The following is a 17,912-nucleotide window of genomic DNA, read 5'->3' on the forward strand; positions in this document are numbered from 1 at the left end:
TATAGTGCGAAAAAACTCCTTATCTCATCTATTATTTATACGATTTAAATACTAATACTGCGTTATGACCACCGAATCCTAGTGAGTTACTTAATACTGCATTTACTTCTTGTTGTCTCGCTTTATTCGGTACGTAATCTAAGTCACATTCTGGATCTGGTGTTTCATAGTTAATTGTTGGAGGGATTACTCCGTCTGTAATTGATTTAATTGAAAAGATCGCTTCAACAGCACCAGCTGCTCCTAATAAGTGACCTGTCATTGATTTCGTTGAGCTAATTGCTACTTTGTACGCATGCTCACCGAACGTTTCTTTAATTGCCATCGTTTCATACTTTTCATTCGCATCCGTACTTGTACCGTGCGCATTAATGTAATCAATATCTTCTGGCTGTAGACCTGCATCTGCTAAAGCTTGACGCATTGCACGCACGCCGCCTTCACCGCCAGGAGCCGGCATTGTAATATGGAATGCATCACCAGTTGCACCGTAACCAGCGATTTCCGCATAAATGTGAGCACCACGAGCTAATGCGTGCTCTAATTCTTCGAGAATTAAAATACCTGAACCTTCACCCATTACGAAACCACTACGGTTTTTATCAAATGGACGGCAAGCTGTTGCTGGATCTTCATTAAATGTTAATGCTTTCGCTGAACTAAATCCTGCAAATGCCATACTTGTTAACGGCGCTTCTGCTCCGCCTGTTATCATTGCATCAGCATCACCGCGTTGAATTGCTTTAAATGCATCACCAATTGAGTTTGCACCAGATGCACAAGCCGTTACAGAACAAGTGTTAATTCCTTTTGCTCCTGTTGCGATCGATACTTGACCTGCTGCCATATCTGGGATCATCATTGGTACGAAGAATGGGCTCACGCGGCGCGGACCTTTCTCAGTAAAAATCTTAAATTGTTCTTCGTATGTTTCCATACCGCCAATACCAGAACCAATCCATACACCAATTCGAGGTCCGTTTTCTTCTGTAATTTCAAGCTTTGCATCTGCAACTGCCATTTTCGCTGCTGCTACTGCATATTGTGTAAAGCGATCCATACGGCGCGCTTCTTTTTTATCAATATATTTCTCGACTTCAAAGTCGTTAATTTCTGCTGCTACTTTTGCTGGAAACAGTTCCGGATCAATTCTTGTAAGTCGTCCGATTCCAGATACACCCTTTTTAATGTTTTCCCACGCTGTTTCAACATCTGTTCCGATCGGTGTAACAGCTCCTAGTCCTGTAATTACGACCCTCTTTTTCTCCATACAAAATACACTCCTTTTTTTCTCTCAGTCCTTATTTACCCCAACGAAGAGCAACTGCTCCCCATGTTAATCCGCCGCCGAAACCAACAAGTATAATTAAATCACCATCTTGAATACGTCCATTTTGCAATTCCTCTACCATTGCAATTGGAATTGAAGAAGCTGATGTATTACCAAACTTTTCAATTGTCATACTCATTTTTTCTTGTGGTAAATTTAATCTCTCTCTTGCAGATTCCATAATACGAATATTCGCTTGATGTGGTACTAAAAAATCCACATCCTCTTTCGTAAGTCCCGCTTTTTCTAACACGCGAAGACAGGAATCACCAAGTTGGCGAACAGCAAATTTAAAGACTTCTCTGCCGTTCATCATAACATACTCGTCTTGATAAAGATGCTTACCGCCGCTTCCGTCTGCTCCTAATTCGAAAGATAGAACGCCTCTTCCTTCTGAAACAGCCCCCATTACAATAGCGCCAGCTCCGTCTCCAAATAGTACTGCTGTATTTCGATCATTCCAGTCTACAATTTTAGATAGTTTATCACTACCAACTACTAATACATTTTTATAAGTTCCCGTTTGAATAAATTGCTGCGCTGTAATCATTCCGTACATAAAACCAGCACACGCTGCACTTAAATCCATTGCGGCTGCGTGTTTTGCGCCAATGGCTTCTTGAATGACACAAGCTACTGCTGGAAATGCGCGATCTGGTGTTACTGTTGCCACTAAAATCAGGTCGATATCCTCTCCGCTAATCCCGGCATCTTCAAGTGCTTTTTTAGAAGCCTCTACCGCCATATATGAAGTATCTATTGTATCATCGGCAATGCGTCTTTCTGCAATTCCCGTTCTCGTACGAATCCATTCATCAGATGTATCTACGATTTTCTCTAAATCGTGATTTGTGACTACTTTTTCTGGCACATATCTTCCGATCCCTAAAATGCCCACGTTCACATCGCAGCCCTCCGTTTTATATCAATTATTATGACTTGGTACTAATTTTAAAACATAAATGTATTTTTGTCTAGAATATATTTCAGCTAAAACATAAATCCAGCATTATTCACTTTATTGTTTATTAAAAGAAACAGAAACATACCTTTCCTGTTTCTTTTGAAATATAAAAAGGCCCGAACCGCTTCTATCCACGGTTCGAGCCTCTCTTCCCTTCCAAAAAAGAAGGTTTTATTCTTTATCTGCTTTCCCAAGCTCATATGCTTCGTTCATAACTTTCATCAATAACTCTAATACTGGTTGTGCTTTCTCCATATCAAGCGCAATTCCATTCGAATCTAAGATGGCCTTTGCTTCTGGTAAATGCTTCATTGCGATTTGTAAAAATTGCATGCTTTTCTCATTCATATTATGTTCTTCCTCTCCATTAAAACTTTCACATACATAGTGTAACACGCTCGCTATCCTTCGTATAACTCTTTATATTTTTTCATATGTGCCAATTGTTTATTTAAACCGTATTCTAACGGGGTATTTCTTTTTATCGAAATAACCTCGACAGCATCATTTCGTTCTTCCTCATTCTTTTTATTCACTTTATCCGCTGCACGTAAAAGGCTCATACCTTTTTTCCATAATGACTTTTTACCACTAAGTAAATTGTATATGCCGAGATGCTCCTCGTTCATTCCATTTTCCCATAAGTATTCACATACATCTTCCACGTACAATAGATCACTTCCATTTTCCTCGCTCGCATAATAGCACTCTTTCTCATCCAGTTCTGATAAAATGAGCTGATGATACATCATAAAAGATGGTTGCCATGGCCCATATAATGTAGGAACTCGAAATACACTATATGGTGCCTCTCCTTTTTTCAATCCTTCTTCCACTTTCAAAAATAAACGTTTATTTTCAGATTCATCTGCGTTTCCTACTTCAATAGAAGAAATTAGATTTAACTTCACTTTCTGCTCTGCACACAGTCTTATAATCCGCTTTAAATACTGTAATATAACTCTTTCATTCCGAAAACCACTTTGTTGATTTGGCTCATACAAGCAAAAGTAAACCGTATCGAACTTCTCTCCTTCTACTGATCTCCATCCATCTTCATCTCTTATCGAATAATACGTAAATAACGCATTTCGTCCAATCAACAATAACTTCTCTTCATTAATTTTTTTCATATTCTCGAATTCATCAAAATCAAGACCGTACACTTCTACTTCTTCTGCAATCATTTTATTCACAAGGTGATAACCTACAAACGTAAGTGCACCTATAATTAGCACGCGCTCCATACCACCAACCCTTTCTCCTTGAAACAAATAGCTCCTCATTTATGTATATGGGAGCTTTACAATTCTTCTTCATATTTTTTAAAGAAATCAGTCGTTTGCCTAACCATTTTATATTTCACATCTTGCAGATGGAATAAGACAGAAGTATCGCATTGATTGAATTGCCTCATTTTCTCATATTTACGTAACAACTGTTTTCTTCCTCTTTTTTCTTGTGTTGATACGAAAACTTTAACAGGTACACAAGACGGAAGAAGCGTAAATGATTTCTTATTTATTTTGGATTCTAATTCTTCTTCTTTGGAATCATACGCCAAACTTAATTCCTTCACTAATCTTTTGTAAAAAAACTTATGCTCTTTTTCAAACTCCACATATTCTGGTAAATCTAAACATGGATTTAACATAATGACAGAGCGTATACATTCAGGGTATTTGTTCATCATTTCAAGTGCTACAAGTGCACCCATACCATCTGCCATAATGTGCATTTTCGCATTTAATGTCTCTTTTCTCAAAACAACGTCATATAAACGTTTTGCTAGACGAACAGATTGGTCGTTTCCCCAATGTCTTCCGTATAAATTAGAGGAAAAGACCGTGTAGCCTTCCTCAATAAGGCCATGTAAAAAATAAGATCTACCTGCATGCTGTGTCCATAAACTTGTACCATTCTCAATAAAGTAGTTATAATCACCGAGAAGCATAACAGAAAATCCATTTGGCTTCTCCGGTAAATAAATGACACATGGTTCTTTTTCTAAATAAAAAAAACGTTCCGTAATACTCATTTTTCCCCCGCCTTATTTTCTAAACGTATAAAAGTACTCTTCTATAATGTATGAACGGAATGCAAATTTGCGTTGAAAAATCTACAAATATTTTTCTATATTCTTTTTTCAATTGTGTTACAATAAGGACAGATTGAACGAATAGAGGTGTAAAATATGCGTTTCATTTGGGCATTAATTTGGTCGTTCGCGCTTGTACATATGATGAGCTACGTAATCGGCTCTATGACTGGCGGTACATACGATTTTAACCAAGCGTCTATTTTCTCAGTTGTTCTTGCGGTATTAGTACTAGCAATTTCAGCTACAATTCCAAACGAGCCAGTAGAACAACACTAAAAAAAGAGTCCGGATTTTATCCGAACTCTTTTTTATTTTACTTTACATGAACGACTAATTCGTTATTTTCTACATCAACAACTACGTGACTGTTATCAGTAATTGTTCCTGCAATTAATTCTCTCGCTAATTTCGTCTCAACTTGACGCTGTACATATCGTTTTAATGGACGAGCTCCGTACATCGGATCAAAGCCAGCTTCTACAACAAATTCTCTCGCTGCGTCTGTTAATTCTACTGTAATATGACGGTCAGCTAAACGACCTTGTAATTCTTTTACAATTTTATCAACAATACCTTTAATTTCATTCGTTGTAAGAGGTTTGAATAAAATAATTTCATCGACACGATTTAAAAACTCTGGTCGGAAATGTCCTCTTAATTGCCCCATTACAAGTTCTCTTGATTCCTCTTTAATTGAGCCATCTGCTTCTAATCCATCTAACAAATGAGCAGATCCAATATTTGAAGTCATAATAATAACCGTGTTTTTAAAGTCTACTGTACGTCCTTGAGAATCTGTAATGCGTCCATCATCTAACATTTGTAATAAAATGTTGAATACTTCTGGATGTGCTTTTTCAATTTCGTCTAACAAAATAACTGAATACGGTTTACGTCTTACCGCTTCTGTTAATTGACCGCCCTCTTCATATCCAACATATCCAGGAGGCGCACCAATTAAGCGTGACACAGCATGTTTCTCCATATACTCAGACATGTCGATACGAATCATTTGCTCTTCACTATCGAATAAAGACTGCGCTAACGTTTTTGCAAGTTCTGTTTTACCAACACCTGTCGGTCCTAAGAAGATGAAGGAACCAATTGGACGGTTCGGGTCTTTAATACCAGCGCGTGCACGAAGAACTGCGTCTGATACTAAGCTTACCGCTTCCTCTTGTCCGATGACACGCTCTGATAAAATTTGCTCTAAGCGTAATAATTTCTCGCGTTCACCTTCAACGAGTTTTGCGACAGGAATACCAGTCCAGCGTGAAACAATATCAGCAATCTCTTCTTCACTTACTTCCTCACGTAATAAGCGATTCTCTTGTTTATTATGTGCACCCATTTCTTCTGCTTCTTTTAACTCTTTTTCAATTGCAGGAATTTTCCCGTGACGAAGTTCCGCTGCTTTATTTAAATCGTAATTACCTTCTGCTTCTTCTAATTCACGGCGCAGACGCTCTAAATGTTCACGTAAGTCACGCACTTTATGAATATCTTCTTTTTCTTTTTCCCATTTCGCTCTCATACCACTTGCAACTTCTTTTAAATCCGATAATTCACGTTGCAACGTTTTCAGGCGTTCTTGGCTACCAAAGTCCTTCTCTTTTCCAAGAGCCGCTTCTTCAATTTCCAGCTGCATAATGCGGCGCGTTACTTCATCTAATTCTGTTGGCATAGAATCAATCTCTGTTCGAATTGTTGCACACGCTTCGTCAACAAGATCGATCGCTTTATCTGGTAAGAAACGATCCGAAATATATCGATCTGATAAAACGGATGCTGCTACAATCGCGCGGTCATGAATATTTACACCATGATAAATTTCAAAACGCTCTTTTAAACCACGTAAAATGGAAATTGTATCTTCAACAGTTGGTTCTTCTGCTAATACTTGTTGGAAACGTCTTTCTAGCGCTGGATCTTTCTCAATATATTTACGATACTCATCTAACGTTGTCGCCCCGATACAATGCAGTTCACCACGCGCAAGCATCGGTTTTAACATATTTCCTGCGTCCATCGCACCTTCTGTTTTACCAGCGCCGACGATTGTGTGAAGTTCATCAATGAATAATAAAATGCGACCTTCACTCTTTTTAATTTCATTTAATACAGCTTGCAGACGCTCTTCAAACTCACCACGGAATTTCGCTCCAGCTACAAGCGCACTCATATCTAATGCGAAGATTGTTCTATCTTTTAATCCTTCTGGTACATCCTTCTTCACAATACGCTGTGCTAATCCTTCAACGATTGCTGTTTTACCAACACCGGGTTCACCAATTAAAACCGGGTTGTTTTTCGTTTTACGTGAAAGAATGCGGATTACACGTCGAATTTCACTATCGCGACCGATAACAGGATCAATTTTCCCTGCTCTCACTTCCGCCACTAAATCACGACCATATTTTTCCAACGCTTCATAAGTTGCTTCTGGATTTTGACTAGTCACTCTTTGATTCCCCCGAACTGTCATTAAAGACTGTAATAAGTTATCTTTCGTAATGTGAAATCTTGTAAGTAATTGATTTATATCGCCTTTTTCTTCTGAAAAAGCAAGCAATACATGTTCAACTGAAATGTATTCATCTTGCAATTTCTCTGCTTCTTTTCCTGCTCTTACAAGTAGTTGTTGCAGAGCACCTGTTATATATAATTTTCCTACTTCTGCACCGCTTCCCGTTACAGAAGGTTTTTTCTTAATTAAACTTTCGGCGCCTTGCTTTAACGCTTCTATATCGACATTCATTTTTTGAAAAATACGCACTGCTAATCCATCTTGCTCTTCTAATAATGTAAACAAGAGATGAACAGTATCTACTTCTTGATGATGATGAGATACCGCTAAAGATTGGGCACTCATAATCGCCTCTTGTGTTTTTGTTGTCATTTGATTTAAGTCCATCTTTACAGTCCTCCAAATGTTTGACTTTCTTTGACCTTTGATTTGATTATACGCCAACTGACTTTTTTATACAATAATTTTGCTTATGTATTTTCAAACTTATTATTGGAAAAAGAAAAAGGGAACATTCATTATACAACTGAAAAAATATACGCAATGCGTAACGACAAAAAAGCCGCAATAATGATTGCGGCTCCTGTTACGGTTTTCTTTTATATGTCCACTGACGGTTATGATTCGCGTTATCTGGAAATTTTTCACCCGCAGTTAATTTCACCATTTGCGGATCTTTTACCATACTTCCTGTTTCACCAATTTCTACGTAAATACCATCGTTTGGCGCTTTTTGTCCAGAACGAAACCTGCGATTTTGTCCCATTTCCATTCTCCTTCCATGACGTCTTTGCCTCATTAGTATATCCATTTTAAAAGAAAGCTTTTCTGTCATGTTTAGGAAACAAGTACTACATTTCGTTCTTGTACATATACATGAATGACACAAGCTTAGGAAGGGATTTCTTTCCTATTTGTAGAAAAAAAAGAAACCAACCTACTATAGGCTAGCTTCAAAGGAGAGTCAAACATATACGAGAAGATTACATGTTCATTATAAGCCTCATCATACGAGCAATGTAACCCTTTTCACAATTTGTACATAATGAAAGAAACATTGTTTGAACTTTCTAAAAAGACGTTGACTTTTCTTAATTTCCAGCGAGAAATAGTAGACACCGCAGTACTTTGCGACGTAAGATGGATATATAGTGAACTTTCCATCTTTGGTTTTCTCACCCAGTTTAACCTCTTATTTCTGCATATTAAAAACGGAAATACAGATAGAAACAAAAAAATATTATAAGAGGTGAAATTATGAATAAACAGCATTTAATCGCATTAGACTTAGACGGCACTTTATTAACAGACAACAAAATAATTTCCACTCGAACAAAACATACAATTGCAAAAGCAAAGGAGCAAGGACATATTGTCGTTATTTCAACGGGACGTCCCTTCCGTGCTAGTTTTGATTACTACAAAGAACTCGGTCTTAATACACCAATCGTAAACTTTAATGGTGCTTACGTACATCATCCTCTTGATTCAAAGTGGGGAACACATCACTCTCCCCTTGAGCTAGCAACAGCCCAAGAAATTGTCCGAGCTTGCTTTGATTTTGGTGTAAAAAATATATATGCTGAAGTAATGGACGATGTGTATGTTCGTGAAATTGATGAAGATAAAAAACATATTTTCGAATTCGGTTCTCCAAAGATTTTTACAGGAGACTTATTAAATATTTTAAACGATCATCCAACCTGCTTATTAATTGACGCACATGACGAGCATTCCAGTGCAATTCGTCAACATTTAACTGATATGCACGCTGAAGTAATCGACCATAGAAAATGGGGCGCACCTTGGCCGATTATTGAAATCGTGAAAAGTGGGTTAAATAAAGCTGTCGGATTACAAAAAATTTCTAGTCATTACAACATTCCACAAGAGCGAATTATCGCTTTCGGTGATGAAGATAACGACTTTGAAATGATTGAATTTGCTGGTCACGGCATCGCAATGGGTAATGCAATTCCTGAATTAAAATCACTCGCAAATCATACGACATTAACGAATGAAGAAGATGGTATTGCGCTATATTTAGAAGAGGTTCTTGGATTATAATCTAAAAATTCCCTGCTTATAGTTTCTCGTCAAACGCTCATACTATTATTAGACGCAAAAGTCAGCGCGTCGATTGTTTTCAGCTAAATAAAGGGGGTTTTTCGAATGGGTAAAAAGAACAAATCAAAACGTTTTATCCAACAAGGAGCCGATGCTGTTATGAAGCATGATGCAAGATTCCCGTACCGTGGTACATTAGCTGAGGCAGAAAAAGCGAGAAGTAACTCTTCTTTTGGAGGGGTTTAAATGGGGAACTTACTATTCCAACAAGCTAGAGATGCCGTTGCAAATGCCGTCACTTGTTCAAGCGGTACTGAGCAACAAGATCTCGTATATAGAGCAAAAAACGCTTTGCACTCTGCTTATGCAAACTCTTCAACAGCTGAAAAAGTTCAGCTGCGTGAAATGCAGGAGCAGTTGCAAAATATTACGAATTTACATTAAAAAAGAGGACCAGCTTTGGTCCTCTTTAATCTTTTCGAAACAAACCAAACACTCCGACCGTCTGTAATACGTTTGTAAATGCACCTGGGTCCACTTGCCTAATAACCCTTTCTAATTCATATAACTCATAACGCGTAATAACAATCATTAACATTTCCTTATTTTCATTTGTATAAGCGCCTGTTGCTGGTATAGTTGTAATCCCCCTCACTAAGCGTGAATGAATCGCCTTTCGTACATCTGTCCCATTCTTCGTAACAATTAGTGCTGTAATTTTCACATGACGCGTATGAATCGCATCAATAATTCGCGTTGACACATACAAAGTCACCAAAGTATATAATGCTTTTTCCCATCCATACACATAGCCAGCCGCAATAATGATAAGTGCATTAAAGAAGAAAAAATACGTACCGACAGGCTTATCTTTAATCTTCGATAAAATCATGGCGATAATATCTAAACCACCTGTAGAAGCCCCCCACTTCAACGCAATCCCTACCCCAATCGCTGAAATAATCCCACCAAAAATCGCATTTAATATAATATCGTTCGAAACCGCTCTAACCGGGATAATTTCTAGAAACAAAGTCATAAATATCACGCAAAGAAAACTAAAGAAAGTAAAGGCCTTTCCAACCTTCTTCCATGCTAAAATAACGACGGGAATATTAAACAAACTAAACAATACCCCCGTTGATATGTGAATAGATAAAAAGTCCCCTAATATTTGTGATAACAATTGAGACAATCCAGCAAAGCCACTCGCGTACACTTTCGCTGGCGTTAAAAATAAATTCATTCCAATCGCGTTTAACAAACCTGCGACAATTACAACGATTAACTTCTTTATAAGTTCGGTATAATTCAACTTCAAATCCATTTCTAATCCACCTTTATTATTCATGAATGCACTGCTATACATAGTCTTTACGAAAAAGGAAATGATAAACGTACAACGGTTAGAAATGGAGTTGATACATATGCCACATACGAGTGATAACGACAAAAAAGCACGCGATAATAATGCAAAGCGTACACAAAAAAATGAGCAAGAACAAAAAAATATTCAGCAAGGTAAGCGTGCCTATTCTAAAAAGACTGATCACCTTTGATCCCATCGTACATCAACAATATTGTTGATGTACTTTTTTACATTTTACAGGGAAAAAACATTAAAAATTCACTTCATGTTCACTTCTATATTCTACAATAGCGATAACATATTCGGATGAGGTGTTGGCATGAGAGGGAAACACATTTTCATTATTACTGCACTAATAAGTATATTAATGCTAGCTGCTTGTGGACAAAAAAACAGCTCAGCTACAGTCGCTACAGCAACAGATTCAACCATTAAGAAGAGCGACTTCGAAAAACAGTTGAAAGATCGTTACGGAAAAGACATGCTATACGAAATGATGGCACAAGACGTTATCACGAAAAAATATAAAGTATCTGACGATGATGTAGATAAAGAAGTACAAAAAGCGAAAAATCAATATGGAGATCAATTCACAGCAGTACTCGAAAACAATCGTTTAAAAGATGAAGCTGATTTCAAAAATCAAATTAAGTTCAAACTTGCTATGAATGAAGCAATTAAGAAAAGTGTTACAGAAAAAGACGTGAAAGACCACTATAAACCAGAAATTAAAGCGAGTCATATTTTAGTAAGTGACGAAAATGAAGCGAAAGAAATAAAGAAAAAATTAGATGCTGGCGCTTCATTTGAAGAATTAGCAAAACAAGAATCGCAAGATCTACTATCAAAAGATAAAGGTGGAGACCTTGGATACTTCAATTCAGGCAGAATGGCGCCTGAATTTGAAACAGCTGCCTATAAACTAAAAGTCGGACAAATTAGCAATCCCGTTAAATCACCAAACGGTTATCATATTATTAAATTAACTGATAAAAAAGATTTACAACCTTACGATGAAGTGAAAGACTCCATCCGTAAAAACTTAGAAGCAGAACGTATTGCCGACCCTACATTCAGTCATAAGTTAATACAAAAGGAATTAAAAAAGGCAAATATTAAAATAAATGATAGTGACTTGGAAGATACGTTTACTCTTGCGCATGAGCAAGGGAATTAAAAAAGCACCGCCTTATTTTTACAGCAAAATAAGGCAGTGCTTTTTATTTAATTTACTTCTTAAAATACGTCCAACCTTCTTCTTGGTAAATCTTTTCTTCTTTCATCAACTTACCAAGCGCACGCTTAAACGCAGCTTTACTCATGTTGAAACGTTCTTTAATATCTTCTGGGTGGCTCTTATCCCAAAACGGCATTGCTCCGCCTCGTTCTTCCATATATGCATAAATTACAGTAGCATCATCTTCCATTCCTTCTTCTTTACGAGGAAGAAGTGAAATGTTAATTGTACCGTCATCTTTCACGTCAATAATACGGCCCGTTACACGTTCACCGATGCGGACTTGTTCTTTTCTTTCAGTATGGTGTAAGAAAGCACGGAAATGCTCATCAGTTAGTATAAATGAACCAACTTGAAGTGAACGATACACACGTCCATTTACGTTTTTATTACGCATAGATGGCGTCGCATCTACGATAATTTCTTGCATATCACTGTCTCTTGCCGGAAGAGCGATAAGGCGATCACGATTCGTTAATTTTAACGTACAATATAATTCGTCTCCAACCTCTGGCCATACTGGCATATAAATCGGGAACTCATCAGCTGGGATTAGTATATCTTTTGATACACCAATATTAACAAACACACCTAAACTAGGAATAACTTCTACAACCTTTACCCAGTTCCAATCAAAAGTTGTAATAAGCGGCTCCTTCATTGTTGCTGAAATACGATTTTGGTGATCAAGGTATAAGAATACATCAATCGTATCGTCTTCTGCAATTTCTCCAACTAATTCGTTTTTATGTAAGAAGATTTCTTCTTCTTCATTCCCAACCATATAGCCGATTTCCGTTTCGCGTAAAACAGTTACCTGTTCAATCGATCCTAATTGTAAATACATATTTTTTAATTCCCTTCTATATATATAAAATTAACTTTTTTATATTTTTTATCATTCCAAACAAAAGTTAATTATAACACGATTTTTCCTTTATTTGTCCAACTGCCCAAAATTCACTATAATAAAATGAGGTTACATAAATATAAGTATGAAAACACTTAAGTCTAGGCTCGTTTTCAGCTATACTTTAGTATGTACAGTACATAAAAAGATTAGAAATTTATTTGGAGGTGCTAACTATGGCAAAAGATAGTTCTTTTGACATCGTTTCGAAAGTAGAATTACCTGAAGTAACAAACGCAATTAACATCGCATTAAAAGAAATCCAAAACCGATATGACTTTAAAGGAAGTAAAAGTGATATTAAATTAGAAAAAGAAGTACTTGTTTTAACTTCTGATGATGAGTTCAAATTAGACCAAGTAAAAGACGTTCTAATTTCTAAACTTGTAAAACGTAACGTTCCAATTAAAAACTTGGATTACGGAAAAGTTGAAGCTGCGACTGGTAACACTGTTCGCCAACGCGCAACACTTCAACAAGGTATCGATAAAGATAACGCGAAAAAAATTAACAACATCATTAAAGAAATGAAATTAAAAGTAAAAACACAAGTACAAGATGACCAAGTACGTGTTACAGCGAAAAGCCGTGATGACTTACAAGCAGTTATCGCAGCAGTTCGCAGTGCTGACTTACCGATTGACGTACAATTTATTAACTACCGCTAAAAAGAAAAACATCCTCTGTGTAGAGGGTGTTTTTCTTTTTAGCGTGTAGAGAAAATATTACAAAGTCTAAGATTACGAGCAATCGGATAGTTAGAATAAGTATTTAATTATTATGCATAAATGAAGAAGGTCCTTTTAATAATCGGCGCAAAACCTCCCTCCCTACTCAAATGTAACAAATTATGAGTATAAGAATATTTTCCACCCTTTCATGTAATGTAAAATTAGTAAGGAATTTATTTTATGAAAAAATGTTAATTAAACAAGAGTTAGAAGTGGTTATTTGAAGAAATTAATAATATGTTTTTTATTAACTACATTCTGTCTATATATTGCAGGGTGTTCTAATAATATAACTACACCCGAGGATACACCTAAAACTTCAACACCTGCGAAGTGTAAATACATCAACAAAGCTTGGTATAAGAAACCTATAAAATGTAATAATTGATGATATAAGTTATAAAAAAGACACCGTAAGGTGCCTTTTTTTATAGAAATTAATAAGATATTCATCAGAAATTATGAATCATTTTTTATTTTGTTTTTCAAAATATTTTTCTTTAACCATTTTTATTAGATTTTCTTTTTCTGTTAGTTCAAAGATAAATAATGCTTTTTTCATGTTATCAGCTACATCTTCTTCATTATATTGTTTCAGCTTTAGTAAATTCCAACCTTTTCCATAATATAATTCACCTAATAAATATAACGTGTTTAGATTAATAGCTAATTTGATACCCATATCATTGTATTTTATTGCCTCTTCATGTTGATTTGCATGACCTAAAATTTTGGCTAAATTAAAAATGATTTTTAATTTAATCTCTTTATTTCTAGGAAAATCTAACTTATTAAAATTAGTTAAACATCTTCTTAGTATATTAATACTCTTTTCATACTCTTTATTTTCCCCATAAAATATAGCCATTGACTGCATAATATCTATTTCTCTTTCTGATAAAAAATCACCATTCGTTACAGTTAGTTTTAATGCACTATTTAAAAGATTTAAAGCAGTTTTTATTGATTTATTTACATGAAATATAGCAATTGCTTCATGCCATATTAGAAATTGTTTATCTTCTTTTAACTGGAAATTATTTTCGTTTTTCTCTTGTTTCACTATTTCGTAAAGTTCATTATATTGTTTTTGCTTTGTACAATCTCTCATTACATATTTTACATTTTCTACATATTTTAGTTTTTTATTTTGCGTTAGTGCGAAAATATTATTTGGATCAATACCAAGTCTTTCAGATAACTGATATAACAATATACTAGATGGATAAATCATACCTTTTTCTATTTTGCTAATTTGACTTTGCGAACATATTCCATGACACAATTTAGATTGTGATATATTCTTTTTCATTCTAAGTTCTTTAATGGTAATACCCAAATCGTAAAATTCCATTTCCCCTCCTCAAATATAGCCCTCAATGAGTATCAGAATCTTTTTCACCCTTTAATGTAATGTAAAATCAATATAGTTGCAATTATTGTTGTTCTAAAGGTCTTTTCATTTCTTTTCTCAGCTGCATTTCGAAGCGAGAGTCTTACTTCACAGAAAAACAGACTAGGGAGAAAGTTTTCTCCTTAGCCTGTCCCACCGAGATTTCGCATTTATTAAGAGCAACACCATATTGCTTTATCAAATGATTTTTTAGGTATGTATACTTTATCATTTTCGATTTTGTATTTTGTATTTTATATCGTTTCTTTTCAGAACTGCCGTATCAACAGAATGAACACTATCGCCCCACCGAACAAATTCCCCTTCATCACGCTTTTCCCAAAAATAAAAACTTACGAATACGATAAAAACACATAAGCATAGAGCGAACCACTTCTTTTTCCGCAAATACCTCACCACCTTAAACTGAAGAACTACTAAAAAAACGCTACTCATTTCCGTCTCTTTTTAACCGCAATTAAAAAAGCAATAAACAATACGTTCACACCGACGATTAAAGAGATAAATAGCCAATTCACACCTGTTTCCCCGTTAACTTTATATACATTTGATTCTTCACGCTTTAAAACAAGATAAAACTTTCCGTTTTCTTCTCTTATAATTTCATCTTCTAACAATCCTCTTAACTCTTGTTTTTCGCCAATTGCACTTACAGGTAAAGCAACTTTTTGTGTTTCTTTCGTATTATTAATCGCTACTAATGTTACTTCATCTTTATACTTTCGTTTCAGTACACTCATTCCATCTTTATCGTATAAAAACTCAAACGTTCCATGGCGTAAAGATGGTCTCGCTTGTCTAAGCTCACCGAGTTTCGTTATGTGCTGCACAAATTTTTCATCTGATTTGAAATCCATTAATCGTCTATTATCCGGGGTATCCCCTCCATCTAATGCAATTTCAGTCCCGTAATAAAAATTCGGAATACCTGGTGATGTTAATAAATATGTAAGGGCTAGTTTCAAACGAGATGGTGGATAATTCATATTCTCTTTTGCAATACGGGCAAACCTTTTTGTATCTTGATTATCTAAAAATGTAACGAATTCCCCTTCTTTTTTACTCACATCATATAAAGGTTTCACCGATACATCCACTTTAGAAAACGATTCTACTATTTTTTCGTTATATTCACTATCTTCCTTTGTCATAATACGAAAATCTTTCTTTATCACTTGCATATCTTTTTGCACGTCATCCCAGAAAGAACGCGACTTTTTTTCACTATGTATCACATAACTTCCATCTAAATCGACTTCTTTGATCCACCATTTCATCGCGTCTATAACTTGTTGTTCGTTTTCTCCAAGCGGAAATTGGAATATAACTTTCATCCCTTTTGCATGCGCTTCTTGTACAAGTTCTTTCACATCATTTTCTGTTCCGAAATGTTCATTTACCTTTTGAAAATTTTGCACATCTAACCCATCGTACTTTCCACTTTCAAAAAACGGTGAAAGCATAACAGTGGTAAAACCCATTTCTTTTATGTAATCCAGTCTTTTTATAATCCCTCTTATATCTCCACCCTGATATCCTTCTAAATTTCCAATTTCTAACTGTTTGTCATTTTTCGGTTCTCCATTATTGAAGCGATCAATCATAATGGAATATACGACTTCGTCTCGCCACTCTCTTTTTTCATCTGCAAACGTATGTATTGGCACAAACAAAACGACAGCTAAACAAAAACAAATAAATAATTTCCTAGTCCGTATTTTCCTCACACGCATCCCCCATGTTTTTTAATTGTAAGAATATTATACCAATTTTCAAGACGAATCACATACGTTGATTTCATTCCCCCAAAAATACTTCATGTTAGATTCCCTAACATGAAGTATAAAGTTTTCCGAATTTTTAGTTGATTTTTCATTTCATTTCGAATATGATATGAAACATAACAAATCAATGTTATTTTTTCTAACATCATAGGAGGAGAGAGAATGAATACAGGAGATACGGTTTTTATGTTTGTAACGACAGTAATGGTCATGTTAATGACACCAGGATTGGCACTTTTTTATGGGGGCATGGTTCGCAGTAAAAACGTACTCAGTACGACAATGCATAGTTATAGTGCAATGGCTATCGTTTCGATTCAGTGGATTGTGATCGGCTATTCTTTATCATTCGGACCAGATTGGCACGGACTTATCGGTACACTCGATTGGTTCGGTTTAAACGGAGTTACCTACGCACCAAATCCAGACTACTCATCTACTATTCCTCACAATTTATTTATGATGTTCCAACTCATGTTCGCCATTTTAACTCCCGCTTTAATTTCAGGTGCATTCGCCGAAAGAATGCGATTTTCTGCTTTCCTTATTTTCATCCTTCTATGGACAACAATCGTTTACAATCCTGTCGCTCATTGGGTATGGGGCGTTGGCGGATGGCTAAGAGAACTCGGCGCATTAGACTTCGCTGGTGGTAACGTCGTTCATATTACATCTGGCGTGGCTGGCCTTGTATTAGCTATTTTCCTCGGAAAACGAAAAAACATAAACGGTACTTCTCCTCACCATTTACCATTTACAATGTTAGGCGCAGGCTTACTATGGTTCGGCTGGTTCGGTTTTAACGTCGGAAGTGCATTATCTTTAAACGACGTAGCTTTAACCGCATTTATTAATACAAATATAGCAGCAGCTGCATCCGCATTAACTTGGATGCTTTCAGAATGGTTCTTCCAATCAAAACCGACTGCGATGGGAGCTGCTTGCGGTGTAGTTTCCGGTTTAGTCGCTATTACACCAGCTTGCGGGTTCGTTACACCTTTCTCCGCTCTTCTTATCGGAGCAATTGGCGGTGTATTATGCTTCGGAGCAGTCTTTTTCTTAAAAACAAAATTCGGATACGACGATACACTCGATGCATTCGGGTGCCACGGTATCGGCGGAACTTGGGGCGGTATTGCAACAGGACTCTTTGCAACTACTACTGTAAATGCTGATGGCGCTAACGGATTATTTTACGGAAACGCTGCTTTACTGTTTAAACAACTGGTAGCAATTGGCGCAACATATGCATTCACAATCATAATGACGTACGCCATTATTAAAGCAATTAACTTCTTTCTCCCTGTTCGGGTAGATGAACACGAAGAACATATGGGACTTGATATTTCGATGCACGGAGAGAAAGCTTATGAGTATACAGAGCGAGTGAACTAAAAAAAGAGGTAACTACTCAGCTTCCTCACGGAAGCTTTTTTAATTTTACTAGTTTCATATGCCTCTCATTTGTAAATACTGAG

19 protein-coding genes and 1 pseudogene are annotated in these 17,912 nt (G+C 36.1%); 8 read left to right on the forward strand and 12 right to left on the reverse strand.

Translation table 11 applies throughout. The annotated features are described in order from the left end of the window. Positions 1-31: 31 nt before the first annotated feature. The 5 genes from fabF to JDS99_RS20520 form a co-directional block, all read right to left on the reverse strand. Complete coding sequence (gene fabF, locus JDS99_RS20500; protein WP_000412643.1) at positions 32-1,270, reverse strand: beta-ketoacyl-ACP synthase II; 1,239 nt, start codon at positions 1,268-1,270, stop codon at positions 32-34. Positions 1,271-1,301: 31 nt separating this feature from the next. Further along, positions 1,302-2,234: a beta-ketoacyl-ACP synthase III gene (gene fabH / locus JDS99_RS20505; RefSeq protein ID WP_001100551.1), complete on the reverse strand. Its 933-nt coding sequence runs from the start codon at positions 2,232-2,234 to the stop codon at positions 1,302-1,304. A gap of 231 nt (positions 2,235-2,465) precedes the next feature. After that, positions 2,466-2,642 carry a ComZ family protein gene (locus tag JDS99_RS20510; RefSeq protein WP_001003337.1) on the reverse strand — a complete coding sequence of 59 codons (177 nt, stop codon included), beginning with the start codon at positions 2,640-2,642 and terminating at the stop codon, positions 2,466-2,468. A gap of 53 nt (positions 2,643-2,695) precedes the next feature. Continuing rightward, positions 2,696-3,568 (reverse strand): NAD-dependent epimerase/dehydratase family protein, encoded by an 873-nt coding sequence (locus tag JDS99_RS20515; RefSeq protein WP_199695614.1) that lies wholly within the window; start codon positions 3,566-3,568, stop codon positions 2,696-2,698. A 29-nt stretch (positions 3,569-3,597) separates the two neighbouring features. Further along, positions 3,598-4,332 carry a lipase family protein gene (locus JDS99_RS20520; protein ID WP_048545174.1) on the reverse strand — a complete coding sequence of 245 codons (735 nt, stop codon included), beginning with the start codon at positions 4,330-4,332 and terminating at the stop codon, positions 3,598-3,600. 156 nt (positions 4,333-4,488) lie between these two features. Here JDS99_RS20520 and JDS99_RS20525 point away from each other — a divergent pair, with 156 nt between their 5' ends. Next, on the forward strand, positions 4,489-4,671 hold the full coding sequence (locus JDS99_RS20525) for a YjzD family protein (protein WP_001211113.1): 183 nt from the start codon (positions 4,489-4,491) through the stop codon (positions 4,669-4,671). Between the two features lie 37 nt (positions 4,672-4,708). On the opposite strand, the gene clpB is transcribed toward JDS99_RS20525, so the two are convergent. Together clpB and JDS99_RS20535 are read right to left on the reverse strand one after the other, a co-directional pair. Then, positions 4,709-7,309 carry an ATP-dependent chaperone ClpB gene (gene clpB, locus JDS99_RS20530; RefSeq protein ID WP_088062459.1) on the reverse strand — a complete coding sequence of 867 codons (2,601 nt, stop codon included), beginning with the start codon at positions 7,307-7,309 and terminating at the stop codon, positions 4,709-4,711. Positions 7,310-7,508: 199 nt separating this feature from the next. After that, positions 7,509-7,688, reverse strand: a complete 180-nt coding sequence (locus JDS99_RS20535) for a YjzC family protein (RefSeq protein WP_000531420.1) — start codon at positions 7,686-7,688, stop codon at positions 7,509-7,511. 491 nt (positions 7,689-8,179) lie between these two features. On the opposite strand from JDS99_RS20535, the gene JDS99_RS20540 reads away from it, so the two are divergent. From JDS99_RS20540 to JDS99_RS20550, 3 genes are all read left to right on the forward strand, one after another. After that, entirely contained in the window at positions 8,180-8,989 is an 810-nt protein-coding gene (locus JDS99_RS20540) for a Cof-type HAD-IIB family hydrolase (RefSeq protein WP_048545178.1), read from the forward strand. 105 nt (positions 8,990-9,094) lie between these two features. Beyond that, the gene (locus JDS99_RS20545) at positions 9,095-9,235 is read left to right on the forward strand and encodes a hypothetical protein (protein WP_000516816.1); all 141 of its coding nucleotides are present in this window, start codon (positions 9,095-9,097) and stop codon (positions 9,233-9,235) included. Next, positions 9,236-9,433: a DUF3813 domain-containing protein gene (locus tag JDS99_RS20550; protein ID WP_046957006.1), complete on the forward strand. Its 198-nt coding sequence runs from the start codon at positions 9,236-9,238 to the stop codon at positions 9,431-9,433. Positions 9,434-9,458: 25 nt separating this feature from the next. Here the strand turns inward: JDS99_RS20550 and JDS99_RS20555 are convergent, their stop codons facing one another. After that, complete coding sequence (locus tag JDS99_RS20555; RefSeq protein WP_060489317.1) at positions 9,459-10,316, reverse strand: YitT family protein; 858 nt, start codon at positions 10,314-10,316, stop codon at positions 9,459-9,461. 100 nt (positions 10,317-10,416) lie between these two features. Here JDS99_RS20555 and JDS99_RS20560 point away from each other — a divergent pair, with 100 nt between their 5' ends. Both JDS99_RS20560 and prsA read left to right on the forward strand, forming a co-directional pair. Further along, positions 10,417-10,548: a DUF3941 domain-containing protein gene (locus tag JDS99_RS20560; protein WP_001120851.1), complete on the forward strand. Its 132-nt coding sequence runs from the start codon at positions 10,417-10,419 to the stop codon at positions 10,546-10,548. A 129-nt stretch (positions 10,549-10,677) separates the two neighbouring features. Beyond that, positions 10,678-11,535 carry a peptidylprolyl isomerase PrsA gene (gene prsA, locus JDS99_RS20565; RefSeq protein ID WP_060489315.1) on the forward strand — a complete coding sequence of 286 codons (858 nt, stop codon included), beginning with the start codon at positions 10,678-10,680 and terminating at the stop codon, positions 11,533-11,535. A gap of 52 nt (positions 11,536-11,587) precedes the next feature. Here prsA and JDS99_RS20570 read toward each other — a convergent pair whose 3' ends face one another. Then, positions 11,588-12,442: a CvfB family protein gene (locus JDS99_RS20570; protein WP_199695615.1), complete on the reverse strand. Its 855-nt coding sequence runs from the start codon at positions 12,440-12,442 to the stop codon at positions 11,588-11,590. 239 nt (positions 12,443-12,681) lie between these two features. On the opposite strand from JDS99_RS20570, the gene JDS99_RS20575 reads away from it, so the two are divergent. After that, positions 12,682-13,173: a YajQ family cyclic di-GMP-binding protein gene (locus JDS99_RS20575; RefSeq protein WP_001040146.1), complete on the forward strand. Its 492-nt coding sequence runs from the start codon at positions 12,682-12,684 to the stop codon at positions 13,171-13,173. 529 nt (positions 13,174-13,702) lie between these two features. On the opposite strand, the gene JDS99_RS20580 is transcribed toward JDS99_RS20575, so the two are convergent. The 3 genes and pseudogenes from JDS99_RS20580 to JDS99_RS20585 all read right to left on the reverse strand — a co-directional run bounded on the left by JDS99_RS20580 (position 13,703) and on the right by JDS99_RS20585 (position 16,383). Further along, positions 13,703-14,590 carry a helix-turn-helix domain-containing protein gene (locus JDS99_RS20580; protein ID WP_199695616.1) on the reverse strand — a complete coding sequence of 296 codons (888 nt, stop codon included), beginning with the start codon at positions 14,588-14,590 and terminating at the stop codon, positions 13,703-13,705. 212 nt (positions 14,591-14,802) lie between these two features. After that, positions 14,803-15,037, reverse strand: a pseudogene (locus tag JDS99_RS32055) (hypothetical protein). A gap of 44 nt (positions 15,038-15,081) precedes the next feature. Further along, complete coding sequence (locus JDS99_RS20585; RefSeq protein ID WP_242475749.1) at positions 15,082-16,383, reverse strand: alpha-amylase family glycosyl hydrolase; 1,302 nt, start codon at positions 16,381-16,383, stop codon at positions 15,082-15,084. 213 nt (positions 16,384-16,596) lie between these two features. On the opposite strand from JDS99_RS20585, the gene JDS99_RS20590 reads away from it, so the two are divergent. After that, positions 16,597-17,829, forward strand: coding sequence for an ammonium transporter (locus tag JDS99_RS20590; RefSeq protein ID WP_046957003.1), 1,233 nt, complete (start codon positions 16,597-16,599; stop codon positions 17,827-17,829). The last annotated feature ends 83 nt before the right edge of the window (positions 17,830-17,912 follow it).

It is taken from the genome of Bacillus cereus group sp. N6 (genome assembly GCF_016483705.1).
Taxonomy (GTDB): Bacteria; Bacillota; Bacilli; order Bacillales; family Bacillaceae_G; genus Bacillus_A; species Bacillus_A wiedmannii.

Bases quoted from the DNA above. Each gene is read 5' to 3' on its own strand.
- JDS99_RS20510 (WP_001003337.1), bottom strand. From the start codon at position 2,642: ATGAATGAGAAAAGCATGCAATTTTTACAAATCGCAATGAAGCATTTA.
- JDS99_RS20560 (WP_001120851.1), top strand. From the start codon at position 10,417: ATGCCACATACGAGTGATAACGACAAAAAAGCACGCGATAATAATGCA.
- JDS99_RS20540 (WP_048545178.1), top strand. From the start codon at position 8,180: ATGAATAAACAGCATTTAATCGCATTAGACTTAGACGGCACTTTATTA.
- JDS99_RS20575 (WP_001040146.1), top strand. From the start codon at position 12,682: ATGGCAAAAGATAGTTCTTTTGACATCGTTTCGAAAGTAGAATTACCT.
- prsA (WP_060489315.1), top strand. From the start codon at position 10,678: ATGAGAGGGAAACACATTTTCATTATTACTGCACTAATAAGTATATTA.
- JDS99_RS20555 (WP_060489317.1), bottom strand. From the start codon at position 10,316: ATGGATTTGAAGTTGAATTATACCGAACTTATAAAGAAGTTAATCGTT.
- JDS99_RS20535 (WP_000531420.1), bottom strand. From the start codon at position 7,688: ATGGGACAAAATCGCAGGTTTCGTTCTGGACAAAAAGCGCCAAACGAT.
- JDS99_RS20590 (WP_046957003.1), top strand. From the start codon at position 16,597: ATGAATACAGGAGATACGGTTTTTATGTTTGTAACGACAGTAATGGTC.
- JDS99_RS20525 (WP_001211113.1), top strand. From the start codon at position 4,489: ATGCGTTTCATTTGGGCATTAATTTGGTCGTTCGCGCTTGTACATATG.
- JDS99_RS20585 (WP_242475749.1), bottom strand. From the start codon at position 16,383: ATGCGTGTGAGGAAAATACGGACTAGGAAATTATTTATTTGTTTTTGT.
- JDS99_RS20550 (WP_046957006.1), top strand. From the start codon at position 9,236: ATGGGGAACTTACTATTCCAACAAGCTAGAGATGCCGTTGCAAATGCC.
- fabF (WP_000412643.1), bottom strand. From the start codon at position 1,270: ATGGAGAAAAAGAGGGTCGTAATTACAGGACTAGGAGCTGTTACACCG.
- JDS99_RS20520 (WP_048545174.1), bottom strand. From the start codon at position 4,332: ATGAGTATTACGGAACGTTTTTTTTATTTAGAAAAAGAACCATGTGTC.
- JDS99_RS20570 (WP_199695615.1), bottom strand. From the start codon at position 12,442: ATGTATTTACAATTAGGATCGATTGAACAGGTAACTGTTTTACGCGAA.
- clpB (WP_088062459.1), bottom strand. From the start codon at position 7,309: ATGGACTTAAATCAAATGACAACAAAAACACAAGAGGCGATTATGAGT.
- JDS99_RS20580 (WP_199695616.1), bottom strand. From the start codon at position 14,590: ATGGAATTTTACGATTTGGGTATTACCATTAAAGAACTTAGAATGAAA.
- JDS99_RS20545 (WP_000516816.1), top strand. From the start codon at position 9,095: ATGGGTAAAAAGAACAAATCAAAACGTTTTATCCAACAAGGAGCCGAT.